General features: G+C 73.1%; 12 protein-coding genes. 8 read left to right on the top strand and 4 right to left on the bottom strand.

The annotated features are described in order from the left end of the window. Positions 1 to 108 precede the first annotated feature (108 nt). Positions 109 to 549: a MarR family winged helix-turn-helix transcriptional regulator gene (locus AC4OXY_RS30960; RefSeq protein ID WP_491994665.1), complete on the top strand. Its 441-nt coding sequence runs from the start codon at positions 109 to 111 to the stop codon at positions 547 to 549. On the opposite strand, the gene AC4OXY_RS30965 is transcribed toward AC4OXY_RS30960, so the two are convergent. Beyond that, complete coding sequence (locus tag AC4OXY_RS30965; RefSeq protein WP_356026483.1) at positions 512 to 1,759, bottom strand: serpin family protein; 1,248 nt, start codon at positions 1,757 to 1,759, stop codon at positions 512 to 514. The genes AC4OXY_RS30960 and AC4OXY_RS30965 overlap by 38 nt on opposite strands. Positions 1,760 to 2,013: 254 nt before the next feature. Here AC4OXY_RS30965 and AC4OXY_RS30970 point away from each other — a divergent pair, with 254 nt between their 5' ends. The 5 genes from AC4OXY_RS30970 to AC4OXY_RS30990 all read left to right on the top strand — a co-directional run bounded on the left by AC4OXY_RS30970 (position 2,014) and on the right by AC4OXY_RS30990 (position 7,481). Beyond that, complete coding sequence (locus tag AC4OXY_RS30970; protein WP_356026485.1) at positions 2,014 to 2,766, top strand: GntR family transcriptional regulator; 753 nt, start codon at positions 2,014 to 2,016, stop codon at positions 2,764 to 2,766. A gap of 472 nt (positions 2,767 to 3,238) precedes the next feature. Then, the gene (locus AC4OXY_RS30975; RefSeq protein WP_356026583.1) at positions 3,239 to 3,430 is read left to right on the top strand and encodes an SPOR domain-containing protein; all 192 of its coding nucleotides are present in this window, start codon (positions 3,239 to 3,241) and stop codon (positions 3,428 to 3,430) included. 30 nt (positions 3,431 to 3,460) lie between these two features. Further along, a complete protein-coding gene (locus tag AC4OXY_RS30980) occupies positions 3,461 to 3,976 on the top strand; it encodes a (deoxy)nucleoside triphosphate pyrophosphohydrolase (protein ID WP_491991437.1) in 516 nt (171 codons plus the stop codon). Between the two features lie 142 nt (positions 3,977 to 4,118). Next, positions 4,119 to 4,532 carry an ATP-binding protein gene (locus tag AC4OXY_RS30985; RefSeq protein WP_491991438.1) on the top strand — a complete coding sequence of 138 codons (414 nt, stop codon included), beginning with the start codon at positions 4,119 to 4,121 and terminating at the stop codon, positions 4,530 to 4,532. A gap of 336 nt (positions 4,533 to 4,868) precedes the next feature. Then, positions 4,869 to 7,481, top strand: a complete 2,613-nt coding sequence (locus AC4OXY_RS30990; RefSeq protein WP_362818437.1) for a SpoIIE family protein phosphatase — start codon at positions 4,869 to 4,871, stop codon at positions 7,479 to 7,481. 192 nt (positions 7,482 to 7,673) lie between these two features. On the opposite strand, the gene AC4OXY_RS30995 is transcribed toward AC4OXY_RS30990, so the two are convergent. Then, positions 7,674 to 9,245, bottom strand: a complete 1,572-nt coding sequence (locus AC4OXY_RS30995; RefSeq protein ID WP_491991439.1) for a hypothetical protein — start codon at positions 9,243 to 9,245, stop codon at positions 7,674 to 7,676. Between the two features lie 80 nt (positions 9,246 to 9,325). Here AC4OXY_RS30995 and AC4OXY_RS31000 point away from each other — a divergent pair, with 80 nt between their 5' ends. Then, on the top strand, positions 9,326 to 10,399 hold the full coding sequence (locus AC4OXY_RS31000; RefSeq protein WP_491991440.1) for a glycoside hydrolase family 18 protein: 1,074 nt from the start codon (positions 9,326 to 9,328) through the stop codon (positions 10,397 to 10,399). Positions 10,400 to 10,427: 28 nt separating this feature from the next. After that, positions 10,428 to 11,405: a phosphotransferase gene (locus AC4OXY_RS31005; protein WP_491991441.1), complete on the top strand. Its 978-nt coding sequence runs from the start codon at positions 10,428 to 10,430 to the stop codon at positions 11,403 to 11,405. Positions 11,406 to 11,456: 51 nt separating this feature from the next. Here AC4OXY_RS31005 and AC4OXY_RS31010 read toward each other — a convergent pair whose 3' ends face one another. Beyond that, positions 11,457 to 12,230: a succinate dehydrogenase/fumarate reductase iron-sulfur subunit gene (locus AC4OXY_RS31010; protein WP_362818445.1), complete on the bottom strand. Its 774-nt coding sequence runs from the start codon at positions 12,228 to 12,230 to the stop codon at positions 11,457 to 11,459. Then, positions 12,227 to 14,176, bottom strand: coding sequence for a fumarate reductase/succinate dehydrogenase flavoprotein subunit (locus AC4OXY_RS31015; RefSeq protein WP_362818447.1), 1,950 nt, complete (start codon positions 14,174 to 14,176; stop codon positions 12,227 to 12,229). The genes AC4OXY_RS31010 and AC4OXY_RS31015 overlap by 4 nt, the downstream gene beginning before the upstream one ends. Between the last annotated feature and the right edge of the window lie 45 nt (positions 14,177 to 14,221).

Genomic DNA, 14,221 nt, shown 5'->3' on the forward strand with positions numbered 1-14,221 from the left:
ATTCGACTACTCACTGCATGACGAATACGAATCTAGATTAGAACCCTAATCATCGCCAGTGCATTAATCACCGCATCACCACTGCACTAACCTGGGCTCGTGACCTCCATGCCCGCGTCCGAGCGCCTCGGCTCCCATCTCAAGCGGGCCGAGCAGGCCCTCAACGCGACGAAGACGGCGGTCCTGAAACCGGCGGGACTGACCGTCGCCCAGTACGCCGCGCTGCTCCACCTCGAAGAGAACCCGGGCATCTCCGCGGCCGCCCTCGCCCGGCTGTGCGGGGTCACTCCGCCGACCATGAACACCGTCCTGAAGAACCTCCAGGACCGCGACCTGATCACCCGCAGCCCGCACGAGTGGCACAGGAACGTCCTGGAGACCCGGCTCACGGACACGGGCCGCGCCGTCATGACCGAGGCCGACACGGCCGCCGTTCGCGTCGAGCGGGCCCTCGGCGCCGAGTTCACCGACGCCGAACGCGAGGCGCTGACCGGGCTGCTGGCCCGCTGCGTCAGAGTCCTGGAGGAACAGCGCCCGGGAAGTTCATGACCCGCTCCGGCGCCGGTTCCGTCACCCATCCCGCCACCAGCACCAGCCGGGACTCGCGGTCGACGGCGAGGAAGCCGAAGGGGCGGTCGAGGACGGCGCGGACGACCGTGGACTCGTAGCGGGGCTGTGGCGGCGCGCTGCCGTACACCTCCGCGACCGCCGTCACGGCCGTCGCGCGGAAGCCCAGCGGGCCGAACTGTGCCAGCGCCGACTGGCGGGCCTGGCCGAGGGCGAGCGAGTGGGGGCTGATGCCGGGGAAGTGGCCGTGGTCGGTGTCCGACGCCGTCGTCAGGCCGAACAGCGGGGCCAGGGACAGCAGATCGTGATCGGCGCGTACTTCGTACGCCACGGTCCGTACGTCCAGTGAGGGCGGTTCGGGCCTGACGGTCGGCTGCTGTTCCACGTACAGGCCCGGGCCCACGTGCCCGTGCGGCAGCGTGCCGCCCGGGGTGAGCGGCAGGGCCCGCTCCACGATCTCCACCCCGGCCGTGAGCACCTGACCCGGCGTCATCCGCTCCTCGCCGAGTATCAGGTGGACGTCGATGCCGTTGTCGCCGGGCACCGTCAGCGCCGTCACGAAGCCGTACGGCGTGCCCGCCACGCCCACCCGGTCCGGGCGTGGGCCGCGCCGGTGCAGCCCGCGCAGGGTACGGCCCCGCCAGGGGCCCGCGTCCGGCCGGAGCGGCTGTTCGTCGAAGGGCTGGCGCCAGGTCGTACGCAGCGCGAGCGCGCTCGCCAGCACCATCCGCGCGTCCCGGGTCAGGGTCACCGGCATGCGCTCGACCAGCCCGCCGGTCCGCTCGGACGCCCACCTGTCCAGCCGCTCCTGCGCGGTGACCAGGTCGTCGCCGAACACCCCGTACGTCCCCGCCGGCAGCCCGGCCCGCCACTCCTCGCGCGGTGTCAGGCCCTGGTACGTCCACAGGCCGAGCGCCGCGTCCAGGCCGGTGACCGAGGCGAGTGCGGCCAGCAACTCCCGTGCCGCGCCCGCAGCCCGGTCGGCCGGCACCCCCAGCGCCTCGGCCAGTTCCGCGCGCGCGGGGCCCGCCGCGCCGTCGGCCAGGAACGCGAGCAGGGGCCAGACGCCCGTCGCCGAGAACACCGTGCCGTCCTGCGCGGTCGACGCCCACCGCCGGGTGAGTGCGTTCACCGCCCGGACGGCCCCCGCGTCCGCCCGACTCCCCGTCAGGGTCGTTCCTGCCGTGGTCATTGCCGCCCCCGTTCTGTGACTGTTCCGGCCCGGAAGCACCGTATCGGTACCGGAGTCCGGGTCCCGCGCCCCGGTGGAGGCGACGAGCAGGCCGGGCGGAGGTGTGAGCGCGCCTATACGGGGGAGAAAGTGCCTGGGTAAAGCCCTCCCCCGCCTCGTGTCATCACATCGAGTGATTCTCTGGCCTTTGCTTGCACGGCACAACCCACGGTTGCCACGCTGTTGCTGTCTGTACAACCTGATGGGAGCGGCCAGTGACTTTCGGTGAGCAGCCGGCGTACCTGCGCGTCGCGGGTGATCTCCGCAAGAAGATCGTCGACGGTTCGCTGCCGCCCCACACCCGTCTCCCCTCCCAGGCCCGCATCCGCGAGGAGTACGGCGTCTCGGACACGGTCGCGCTGGAGGCCCGCAAGGTGCTGATGGCCGAGGGGCTGGTCGAGGGCCGCTCCGGCTCGGGGACGTATGTGCGCGAGCGGCCGGTGCCGCGCCGGGTGGCCCGCTCCGGATACCGTCCGACGGGCGGTGCCACGCCCTTCCGGCAGGAGCAGGCCGACGCCTCCGTGCGCGGCACCTGGGAGTCCAGCAGCGAGCAGGCGCAGGCCGGGGCCGCCATCGCCGAGCGGCTCGCGATCCAGGCCGGGGACCGGGTGATGCGCACCAAGTACCTGTTCCGGGACGCCGGGGAGCCCATGATGCTCTCCACCTCCTGGGAGCCCCTCGTCCTCACCGGCCGCACCCCGGTGATGCTGCCCGAGGAAGGGCCGCTCGGCGGGATGGGCGTGGCCGAGCGCATGCGGGCCATCGACGTCATCGTGGACAACGTCACCGAGGAGGTCGGGGCCCGCCCCGGCCTCGCCGAGGAGCTGCATGTGCTCGGCGGTGTCCCCGGCCATGTGGTCCTCGTCATCCAGCGCACGTACTACGCCTCCGGCCGCCCCGTGGAGACCGCCGACGTGGTGATCCCGGCGGACCGGTACCGGGTGGCGTACCACCTGCCGGTGAAGTGACCGGCGCGGCCGTTCACGTTCAATGGTTGCCCGGTGAGCGGAGGTGCGTGGCCGTCGGTGAGCGGGTGCGTGCGCCCCTCTGAGTGAGGTAGCGCACACCCTCGGCGCTCCGTGTGCAGGACGTCCCGGTCGCGCGCCCGCCTCCCGGCCTTGGCGTGCCGCCGCGATCCGGCCGTTTTCCCAGGTGGTCACCGGTCACTCGGATATGCCTGCGCCGCACGGCGGTGGCGCTCACGACGGCGCATTCGTACGCGTGCGCCCCCGGTGTTCTGGCTGGTTGCGTACCTCTTTGTGAAAAGGCGTATTCGCTGAGTAAAGGTTGGGCGTACGCTCGGGCATATGCGGATTGCGGTTTCCTTAGGCGGGGCCCGGCGGGGGGCCGAGGCGGGACGGGGGTACCCCTGCACGAGCGCCGCCGAGACTGGGGGAGGGTGCGGCCATGCGACAAGGAGTGCCGGGGGCGGTGGGAGGCGTGAATGAAGGGACGGTCTCCCTGCCCTGGATCGTGATACGGCAGGACGACAGCGGCAATCGCTACCGCGTGGGCCGGTACGCGACCCGGGCCGAGGCCCAGAAGATCGCCGACAGCCTCGACGACCGGGGCCACAAACAGGTCTACTGGGTCGAGCGCATCGGCCAGAACGGGGACGGCGCGCGCAACTGACCCTCGGTGGCCTCCCGTAGGCTCCGCTGCATGACGCCCAGCACGCCCAAGACACCCCGCGCGGACCGGATCGTGGTGGTGGGGGCCGCCCTGTTCGACGGCGGCCGGCTGCTCGCGGCGCGCCGCAGCGCGCCCGCCGATCTGGCCGGACGCTGGGAGCTGCCCGGCGGCAAGGTCGAGCCGGGCGAGAGTCCCGAGGACGCCCTGGCGCGCGAGTTGCGCGAGGAACTCGGCGTCGACGCCGAGCCGGTCGAGCGCGTGCCGGGGGAGTGGCCGCTCAGGGCGCCGTACGTCCTGCGGGTGTGGACCGTCCGCCTGCTCCCCGCCTCACCCGCGCCCCGGCCCCTCCAGGACCACGACGCGCTGCGCTGGCTGACGCCGGACGAGATCTGGGACGTCGCCTGGCTGGACCAGGACGTCCCGGCGGTCCGGGAGGTGGCTGCCCGATCGGGCGCGGGACTCCATGGACACGCGGCTGCCTCGCGGGGCGCGGGCGACCCACAAGGACCCGCAGCCGCACGGCAACCACGCCACCCGGGCTCCTAGGGGGACGGCTCCCCGTGCGGAGCGCCGCGTACGCCGTTCGTGCCACTGTGCGCCCCGTCGCACGGTACTGCCCACTGGATATCGGGTATGTGCCCATTAACCCCACGAAACCGGACATGGGTGAAGCTCGCTGGCCTGGGAAGTGATCGGCGTGATCGACACCGATGGTGACTGCGCCGAGTGGACTTTTCCCGCCGAGCCGGGAGCCGTACGCGCCGCGCGTGCCGCCGTCCGCGGCCAGTTGCACGGCTGGAGTCTCGACTGCGTCGCCGACCTGACCGAGCTGCTGGTCAGTGAGCTGGTCACCAACTCGCTGCGGCACGCCACCGGCCCCATCGGCGTACGGCTCGTGCGTCCCGCCGGGCTCGACGGGGCCCGGACGCTGCTGGTGGAGGTCTCCGACCCGCTCCCGGACCCGCCGCGCGAGCGCGTCGCCCGCCCCGAGGACGAGGGCGGGCGCGGCCTGCAACTGGTGGCCGGTTCCTCGCGCCGCTGGGGCACCCGGCCCGGCGCGAGCGGAAAGACCGTCTGGTTCGAACTCGCGTTGCCGCGGTGACGTGCCGGCGGGTCAGTAGTGATGAACGGACGGGAGCGGAGCGACGCATCGGCGGGACCGGGGTGATGGGGGAGCACACGAGGGGCACAGGGGTGTACGGACGGCGACGCACGTCCCGCGTGCGCCCCGGGCACACGACCCGTCACCGACTGCGTGATTCGAGGGCGTGCTCCCTGGTTAGAAGAGTGGAAGTGTTGTCACGGACTGGTCCGAAAAACACCTGGACCATGCTGTGATCGTGAACACCGTGTCGTGCGGCGCCGTAGTGCTGGATACTGCGGGCAGCCGCTCCCGGTGACCGGTGCCGGGCGCGGTGAGCTGGAGGGGACGGTTCGCGTGAGCGAGATACCAGCGAAGGCCACGGAGTCCGAGGACCCGTCGGACGGCGCGAGGAACCAGGCCGCGGTGGCTGCCGTACACGGCGACGCGCGGCGCGAAGCGGTACCCGGCGACGCCATGTGGCAGAGCAGCCCGCCCGGTTCGATCTACGACTACATCCGGGTCGCGTCCTTCTCCATCGGCCCCGGCGGACTGGTCGACCAGTGGAGCCTGCGCGCCGAGCAGCTCTTCGGCATCCCCGCCCGACGCGCCGTCGGCATGGACCCCATAGAGGCCTTCGTCGATCCCGACCTGCGCGAGCACGGCCAGCGCAAGATGGCCGAGATCCTCGACGGGCGGGAGTGGACCGGGGTCGTGCCCTTCCGGATGCCGGACACGCCCGACGGCGCACGCGGCGAGGAGGGGCTGGCCGAGGTCTACGTCATGCCCACCCGGACCGCCGAGGGCGAGAAGGCCGCCGTGTGCATCGTCGTCGACGTCCGCACGCTGCGTAGCATCGAGACCGACCTCGCCGCGTCCCAGGCGATTTTCGGCCAGTCCCCGTTCGGGTTCCTGCTGATCGACACGGATCTGAGGGTCCGTCGGGCCAACGAGCGGTTCGCCTCCATCTTCGGCGGTTCCCCGGACGACCACCGCGGCAAGGGCGTGCACGACTATCTGCCGCGCGGCGAGGCGGAGCGCGTTTCGGCCACCCTGCGCCGGGTGCTGGAGAGCGGCCAGTCCATCACCGACATGCATGTCACCGGGCACGTGCCGAACTCGGCGGAGCGCCGGCACTGGTCGGTCAACCTCTACCGGGTGCACGGCGGCAGCGGCCGGCCCATCGGCATCGCCTGGCTCGGCACCGACATCACCGCCCGCCGGGCCGCCGCCCGCGAGGCCGCCGCGGCCCGGCGCAACCTCGCCCTGCTCAACGAGGCCGGGGCCCGCATAGGGAATTCGCTGGACCTGGAGACCACCGCGCGCGAACTCCTCGACGTCGTCGTCCCCGGCTTCTGCGACCTCGCCACCGTCGACCTCTACCAGGGGCTGCTGACCGGCGACGAGACCCCGCCCGGCCGGGCCGACGGCAGCGCGGAACTGCGCCGCGTCGCCTACGCCAGCGCCGTCTCCGGCGCGCCTCTCGGGATCACCGGCAAGCGGGTCGCGGTCGGCGCCGTCCACCACTTCCCGTTCGCCTCGCCGTGCGCCGACGCCCTGCGCACCGCCCGGCCCCAGCACGTGCCCGCCGAGGACGGCGGCCTCGTGCAGTCCACGCTGGCCGTGCCGATGGTGGCCCACGACACCGTCGTAGGCCTCGCGCAGTTCGCCCGGACGAAGGGCAGCGAGCCGTTCGGCGACCGCGACCGGGACCTGGCGGTGGAGCTGGCGGCGCGCGCGGCGGTCTGCATCGACAACGCGCGGCTGTACCGCAGGGAGCACGAACGGGCGCTGATCCTGCAACGGTCCCTGCTCCCGCCCGGCGACCCCGAGGCCTCCGGGCTGGACATCGCCTGCCGCTATCTGCCCGGCAACGCGGCGACCGAGGTGGGCGGCGACTGGTTCGACGTGATCGAACTGCCCGGCCACCGTACGGCGTTGGTGGTCGGCGACGTGATGGGACGCGGCCTGCGCGCGGCCGTGGCCATGGGCGAACTCCGCACGGCGGTACGGACCCTGGCGCTGCTGGATCTCGAACCGGCCGAGGTGCTCTCGGCGCTGGACGAGATCGCGCGAGGCCTCGGCACACCGGGGGGCGTCCAGCAGGCCGGCCGCACGGCCCGCCAGCCGCGCGACGTCGACCTGTCCGAGGTGTACCTCGCGACCTGCGTGTACGTGGTGTACGACTCGGTCACCAGACGCTGTACGTTCGCCAACGCCGGCCATCTGCCACCGGTGCTGGTCGAGCCCGGTGAGAGCGCGCTCATGCTGGACGTGCCGCCCGGCATGCCGCTGGGCGTGGGCGGCGAGCCGTTCGAGGAGGTCGAGGTCGAACTCCCGGAGGGCGCCCTCCTCGCCCTCTACACGGACGGCCTGGTCGAGTCCCGCGACCACCCGCTGGACGAAGGACTCCAGGCGTTCGTCGGCGCGCTCAGCGATCCCGCCCCGCAGCTGGAGGACGTCTGCGACCACGTCCTCAACACCCTCGACACCCATCACGGCGAGGACGACATCGCGCTGCTGATGGCGCGGGTGCAGGGGCTGCCGGCCGAGTCGGTCGGCGACTGGACGCTGCCGCGCGAGCCGAAGAGCGTGGGCCGGGCCAGGGAGTTCGCCCGGGACCAGCTGCAGAGCTGGGACCTGGAGGCACTGGTCGACACGACGGAACTGCTCGTCAGCGAGCTGGTCACCAACGCGCTGCGGTACGGCGAGGGGGAGATAAGGCTGCGGCTGCTGCTGGACCGGACCCTGGTGTGCGAGGTCTGGGACTCGGGGCTGGTGCAGCCCCGGCGCCGGCGGGCCCGGGACACGGACGAGGGCGGCCGCGGGCTGCAGCTGGTGGGGCTGCTCAGCGCGGCCTGGGGTTCCCGCCGCACCCCGCGGGGCAAGACGGTGTGGTTCGAACTGCCGCTGCCCGGCGCCGAAACGGGCCTGACCGACCCGGCGGAGGCCCTGCTGAGCCTCTTCTGACCGCCGCCCGCCGTCTCGCCGACTCCCCGTCTCGCCGACCCACCGACTCCCCGCCCACCGGGCTCGCTGGTTCTCCCCCGCCGGGCCCCGGCCGCCGGCTCTCGCCCGTCGGCTCCGCGCACGGACTCGACTCGGTCGGCCGAGGCCGACCTCCGCCGAGGCGGGTCGGGTGGGGCCGATTCCGGTTCGCCGTCACGGTGGCGGCAGACGGCGGCGGCCCCTCGTCTCCGAGCCCCCGTAGCAGGCCGGCGGGCCCCCGTCCTCGTCCTCCGCGAGCAGGAGACCGCCCAGGACCGCGCCCGGCACACCGGGGGTGGCCGTGGCGGCGGCGGTGTACGGGGTGCCGTGGGAGCGGACGTCCTGTTCGGCCCGGTCCCGGGATTCCCGGGCCGCCCGGTCGGCCCCCGCGACGTCTCCCGCGGACAGGTCGCGCACCGCCTCCGCCAGGCGTACCCGGGCCTCCGGGCCCACCGCGCCCCGGTGCACCCCGATGAACTCCTCCGCCCCGGCCACCGAGCCGCGCGCCACCAGCAGGGCCGCCGCGGACAGCACGCCCGCGTGGCCGTTCTCCAGACGTTCCACCGCCCGCGTCATCCGGTACAGGGCGTCCAGCGGGTCGTACGGGCCCGACGTCATCTCGTCGCGCACGGTGGCCAGCACGGTGTCCGCGTGCGTGAGCCGGGCGTGCAGTTCGCCGTACGGCAGGGGCTTGCTCCCGCCCTCGCGCCGGGCCGCCGCCAGCTCCGCCTCCGCGCCGGTCAGCGCGGCCGGCAGCAGACCGGCCGCCGCCCGCAGCTGCGAGGCCAGCCGGTCCACCCCGGATATCAGCACCCCGGCCTGCGCCACCGCGCCCTCGGCGGCGCGCAGTTGCCGGGCGGCCAGGTCGCCGTCGTCGCGGTCGGCGGCCTGCCGGGCCTCGTTGAGCCGCGCGGTGGCGAACACGAGCCGGTCCTTGGCCTGTTCGACGTACCCGGTGACCGGTTCGACGGCGGACCGTGCGTAGCGCTCGTGCAGCGCGGCCAGCGTCTCCTGCGCGGTCACCGTCCGCCCCGCCAGCTCCCGGAAGCGTCCCTCGGCCGCCTCCAGCGCCTCGCCCAGCCCCGGCCCCTCCAGCCCCCGCAGCAGGTCCAGCTCCGCCGCCTCGGAGTCCAGCCGGCGCCCGGCCTCCGCGCACCGGCCGATCACCCCGACCAGCGCCTGCCGCCGGGCCGCCGGGTCCCGCGGCACCCCCTGCTCGTAACGCCGCCAGATCGCGCACGCGGCCGACAGCTCGGTCTCGGCGGCCCGCAGGGCGTGGGCGAAGACCTCGATGTCCGGCCGTGCGAACCGCTGCCGGACGAAGGAGAGTTCCTCCCCGCTCGTACGGACACAGTCGTCGGCCGTCACCAGCGCGGTGCGGGCCTGGCGGTCGAAGTCCGCCGCGGTGGGGGCGGGCGGGGCCGCCGGGACGACCCCCGGAGTCGTGCGGGTACGGGCGCGGCGGGTACGGCGCAGCCAGCCGTAACCGGCCAGCGCCACGGCCGCGCCCCCGGCGACGAGGGGCAGCACGAGGTCGGCCGTGGACGTACCGTCCTGCTGGGGCGCGGCGGCGCTCGCGACCGTTCCGCCGGGCGTCGCGGGAACCGGATCTTGTGTCGGCACCGTCATCACCGGCAACACCAGCCACCCGACCCCGGCCGCGGCCCCCAGCACGGCGTGCGCCAGCCGCACCCGTATGTGCGCCGTGGCGCGCCGGGGCCGGCCCCGGATCAAGGAGGACGTCACATTTCGGAGCGTATGGGCAGGTAGGCGCGTTCGCGAGCGGGACGGATACGGGCGGGGGGCAAGGGAAGAGGGGGCCGGAAATGGACAACGGGAGCGGGCAGCGGGACCGCGAGAGGGACCGGATCTCCTCCGGGGAGGCCGACGGCAGCCGGAAGAAGAGGCTTCGCCGGCGCGTCCTGCGCTGCGCCCTCGCCCTCGTGCTCGTCCCCCTCCTCACCGCCGAGACGGCCCTGCGCGTCAACTACACCGGCACCCCGGCGCCCGGCACGACCACCCGCGGCCAGGACGCCCTCTGGCTGGGCCACGCCTGGGTCGACGGCCGTAAGAACGACGCCGACGTGCGCGCACTCGCCCGGCGGCTGAAGGACACCGGCATCCGCGACCTGTACGTCCACTCCGGCCCGCTGGAGCACGACGGCACACTGCCCGACTCGGCGTACCCGAAGGCCCGCCTGCTGGTCTCGGCGGTGCACCGGGAGCTGCCCGGGGTCCGGGTGCAGGCCTGGCTCGGCGACCAGCTGGCCACCGAGAGTCCCGACGGGCTGCACCTGGAGCGCGCCGCCACCCGCGCCGCGGTCCTCGTCTCGGCCCGCCGCGTCCTCGCCGCCGGGTACGACGGGGTGCATGTCGACCTGGAACCGCTGCACTCCGGCGACCGCCACTACCTCTCCCTCCTGGACGGCCTGCGCACCCTCACCCACGCCCGGCACGCGCTGCTGTCCGTCGCCGCCCACCAGATCGACCCGCTGCCCGCGTTCCACTCCCTCTGGGGCACGACCACCGGTCACCCCAAGTGGTGGTCGCAGGCGTACTTCGGGGAGGTGGCGCGGCGCGTGGACCAGATCGCCGTGATGTCGTACGACACCATGCAGCCGGTGCAGAGCCTGTACGGCGGCTACGTGGCCCAGCAGACGAGCCTCGCCCTGGAGGTCACCCCGGACACCACCGACCTGCTCATGGGCCTGCCCTTCTACCACGAGAACCGCTTCGGCCACCGGGCCCGCGCGGAGACCGTCCCGGCCGCCGTGCGCGGGGTCCGGCTCGGCCTGTCCCGCACCGACGCCGACCGGGTCCGCTTCGGCGTCGCGCTGTACGTGGACTTCGCGGCGACCGAGGCCGACTGGCGCGCCTACCGCGAAAACTGGGTTCGCTGAGCTCCTCCTGTGCGCCAGAGTGGGGCCGGTGACCGAGACCCGACAGCCCCGGACCCGCGCCGACCTCGCGCCCCTCGCCCGCGCCGCCCTCGGCCCGCACCGCACGCTCCGCGCCGTCACCCGGCTGCGCGGCGGATCCAAGAAGGGCGTCTACCGGCTCCGCCTCGACGACGGCGGCACGGTGGTCGCCTACGTCTGGGCGCCTGACGAGGACTACTGGGGCCCTACCGGTGCCGATCCCCGCGCCCCCTTCTCGCACGCCTCCGGGCTCGACCTGTTCACGGCCGCCCACGACCGCCTCACCGCCGCCGGCGTCCGCACCCCGCGAATGCTCCACGCGGACCCCGTGGCGGGCGCGGCCGTGGTCGAGGACCTGGGCGGCGGTGGCAGCCTGGAGGAGGCGCTTCGCCGGGATCCGGCCGCCGCCCTCCCGGCACTGCACCGGCTCGCCGATGCCCTGCGCACGCTGCACGGCACCCGCTCCGCCGCCCACGGCAAGGTGGCCGTGATCGACAACGGCGGTACGGCACACGGGGATTCCTGCGCCCGGCTGGTCACCGACCGCGCCCTGGCCGACATCGCCGAGACCGCCGTACGCGAGCCGCGGGCCGCCGCCGCCCGGGAGCGGCTGGAGGACGCCGTGCACGCCCTGGCCGCGGAGGTCCGCCCGCGCGCCGACCACGTCCTCGTCCACGGCGAACTCGGCCCGGACCACGTCCTGTTGGACGAGCACGCAAACCCCGCCCTGATCGACATCGAAGGGCTGATGTACTTCGACGCCGAGTGGGAGCACGTCTTCCTGCGGCTGCGCTTCGGGCCGCACTACGACGTCCTGCGCGCCGACGGCCTGGACGAGGACCGGCTGCGGCTGTACCGGCTGGCGCTGCACCTCAACCTCGTCGCCGGCCCGCTGCGGCTGCTCGACGGGGACTTCCCCTTTGCCCAATCCATGCGCGGTATCGCCGAGCACAACCTGGCACGCGCCCTTGACCTGGTGAAACGCTGACCGTCGGCGGGCTGCGCCTGCGGGTGCCGGCCGAGCGGCCCGGCCGCGGTGCTACGACGACGACCTCCTCCTGATCTTCGAGCCCAGCCACACCAGCGGGTCGTACTTGCGGTCGACCACGCGCTCCTTCATCGGGATCAGGGCGTTGTCCGTGATGTGAATGCCCTCGGGGCAGACCTCCGTGCAGCACTTGGTGATGTTGCAGTAGCCGAGGCCGTGCTCGTCCTGGGCGGTGTGCCCCCGGTCCAGGCCCGTCCCGGCGGCCCCGTCCAGCGGGTGCATGTCCAGCTCGGCGATCCGCATCAGGAAGCGCGGGCCCGCGAAGGCCGGCTTGTTCTCCTCGTGGTCGCGCACCACGTGGCAGGTGTTCTGGCACAGGAAGCACTCGATGCACTTGCGGAACTCCTGCGAGCGGTCCACGTCCTCCTGCGTCATCCGGTACTCGCCGGGGCCCACACCCGCGGGCGGCACGAACGCCGGGACCTCCCTGGCCTTCTGGTAGTTGAAGCCGACGTCCGTCACCAGGTCGCGGATCACCGGGAAGGTGCGCATCGGGGTCACGGTGATCGTCTCGTCGCGGGAGAACACCGACATGCGCGTCATGCACATCAGCCGCGGCCGGCCGTTGATCTCCGCCGAGCACGAACCGCACTTGCCCGCCTTGCAGTTCCAGCGCACGGCCAGATCGGGGGCCTGGGTGGCCTGGAGGCGGTGGATGATGTCGAGGACCACCTCGCCGTCGTTCACCTCGACGGTGAAGTCCCGAAGGCCTCCGCCCTCGACGTCACCCCGCCACACCTTGAAGCGGGCCTCGTAGCTGCTCACTCGTACAGCTCCTCTTCGGCGAGGTACTTGACCAGCTCCTCCTTCTCGAAGAGGGCGAGCAGGTCCGGGCGGATGGGTTCGGTGGTCTCGCGGGTGAGACGGATCTGCCCGCGGGCGGGGTCGGTGGCCGCGAGGCCGCCGGTGGGATCGGCGAGGGCGCACAGCAGGTTGGCGTTGCGCCACCGGCGGTCCATCGTGGGATGGTCCTCGCGGGTGTGGCCGCCGCGCGACTCGGTGCGCTCCAGCGCCGCGCGGGCCACGCACTCGCTGACCAGCAGCATGTTCCTGAGGTCCAGGGCGAGATGCCAGCCCGGGTTGAACTGGCGGTGGCCCTCCACCCCGGCCCGCCGGGCACGCAGGCGCAGCTCGGCGAGTTTCTCCAGGGCCTGCGTCATCTCGCCCTCGCGGCGGATGATGCCGACCAGGTCGTTCATGGTCTGCTGGAGTTCCTGGTGCAGGGTGTACGGGTTCTCCGGCGGGCCCGCCTCGCCCGCCCGGTCCGCCTCCGCCTCGGCCTCGGCCGAGAAGGGCCGCAGTGCCTCGGCCGCCGCCATGTCCACCTGGGTCTCGTCCACGGGCGGGCGGGCGTCCGCGAGGCCCGCCGCGTACTCCGCCGCGTGCCAGCCCGCCCGGCGCCCGAACACCAGCAGGTCGGACAGCGAGTTGCCGCCGAGCCGGTTGGAGCCGTGCATGCCGCCCGCCACCTCACCGGCCGCGAACAGGCCCGGCACCCCGCGTGCCCCCTCCGTGTCGGAGTCGACGGCGACGCCGCCCATCACGTAGTGACAGGTCGGCCCGACCTCCATCGGCTCCGCCGTGATGTCGACGTCCGCCAGCTCCTTGAACTGGTGGTACATGGACGGCAGTCGGCGGCGGATGACCTCGGCCGGCATGCGCGTCGAGACGTCCAGGAAGACCCCGCCGTGCGGGGAGCCGCGGCCCGCCTTCACCTCGGAGTTGATCGCGCGGGCGACCTCGTCACGGGGGAGCAGCTCGGGCGGGCGCCGGTTGTGCTCCTGGTCCTCGTACCAGCGGTCGCCCTCCTCCTCCGACTCGGCGTACTTCTCCTTGAAGACGTCGGGGACGTAGTCGAACATGAACCGCTTGCCCTCGGAGTTCCTGAGCACCCCGCCGTCGCCGCGCACCGACTCGGTCACCAGCAGGCCCTTGACCGACGGCGGCCAGATCATGCCCGTCGGATGGAACTGCACGAACTCCATGTTCAGCAGCGAGCCGCCCGCGAGCAGCGCCAGCGCGTGGCCGTCGCCGGTGTACTCCCACGAGTTCGACGTCACCTTGAAGGACTTGCCGATGCCGCCGGTCGCGATGACGACGGCGGGCGCTTCGAGGACGAAGAAGCGGCCGAACTCACGGTCGTACGCGAAGACCCCGCTGACCCGCGAACCGTCCTTCAGAATCCTCGTGACCGTGCACTCCTGGTAGACCTTGAGCCGGGACTCGTAGTCGCCGGTCTCCTTGAAGTCCTCCTGCTGGAGGGCGACGATCTTCTGCTGGAGCGTGCGGATCAGCTCCAGGCCCGTACGGTCGCCGACGTGAGCGAGGCGCGGGTACTCGTGGCCGCCGAAGTTGCGCTGCGAGATCTTCCCGTCCTTCGTGCGGTCGAACAGCGCGCCCCAGGTCTCCAGTTCCCACACCCGGTCCGGGGCCTCGCGCGCGTGCAGCTCGGCCATCCGCCACTGGTTCAGGAACTTGCCGCCGCGCATCGTGTCGCGGAAGTGGACCTGCCAGGTGTCGTGTTCGTTGACGTTGGCCATCGCCGCCGCGATGCCGCCCTCGGCCATCACCGTGTGCGCCTTGCCGAACAGCGACTTGCAGATCACTGCCGTACGGGCGCCCCGCTCGCGCGCCTCGATCGCGGCCCGCAGCCCGGCGCCGCCGGCACCGACCACGACGACGTCCCACTCCTGCCGGTCCACCACGGACATCAGTCGGCTCCACCTGTTTCTAGAGATCGATCTGTTTCTAGAGGG

Source organism: Streptomyces sp. HUAS MG56, assembly GCF_058673395.1.

What these genes read in the sequence shown, in the direction of transcription:
- AC4OXY_RS30960 (WP_491994665.1), top strand. Translation starts at nt 109, where the DNA reads ATGCCCGCGTCCGAGCGCCTCGGCTCCCATCTCAAGCGGGCCGAGCAG.
- AC4OXY_RS30965 (WP_356026483.1), bottom strand. Translation starts at nt 1,759, where the DNA reads ATGACCACGGCAGGAACGACCCTGACGGGGAGTCGGGCGGACGCGGGG.
- AC4OXY_RS30980 (WP_491991437.1), top strand. Translation starts at nt 3,461, where the DNA reads ATGACGCCCAGCACGCCCAAGACACCCCGCGCGGACCGGATCGTGGTG.
- AC4OXY_RS31000 (WP_491991440.1), top strand. Translation starts at nt 9,326, where the DNA reads ATGGACAACGGGAGCGGGCAGCGGGACCGCGAGAGGGACCGGATCTCC.
- AC4OXY_RS31015 (WP_362818447.1), bottom strand. Translation starts at nt 14,176, where the DNA reads ATGTCCGTGGTGGACCGGCAGGAGTGGGACGTCGTCGTGGTCGGTGCC.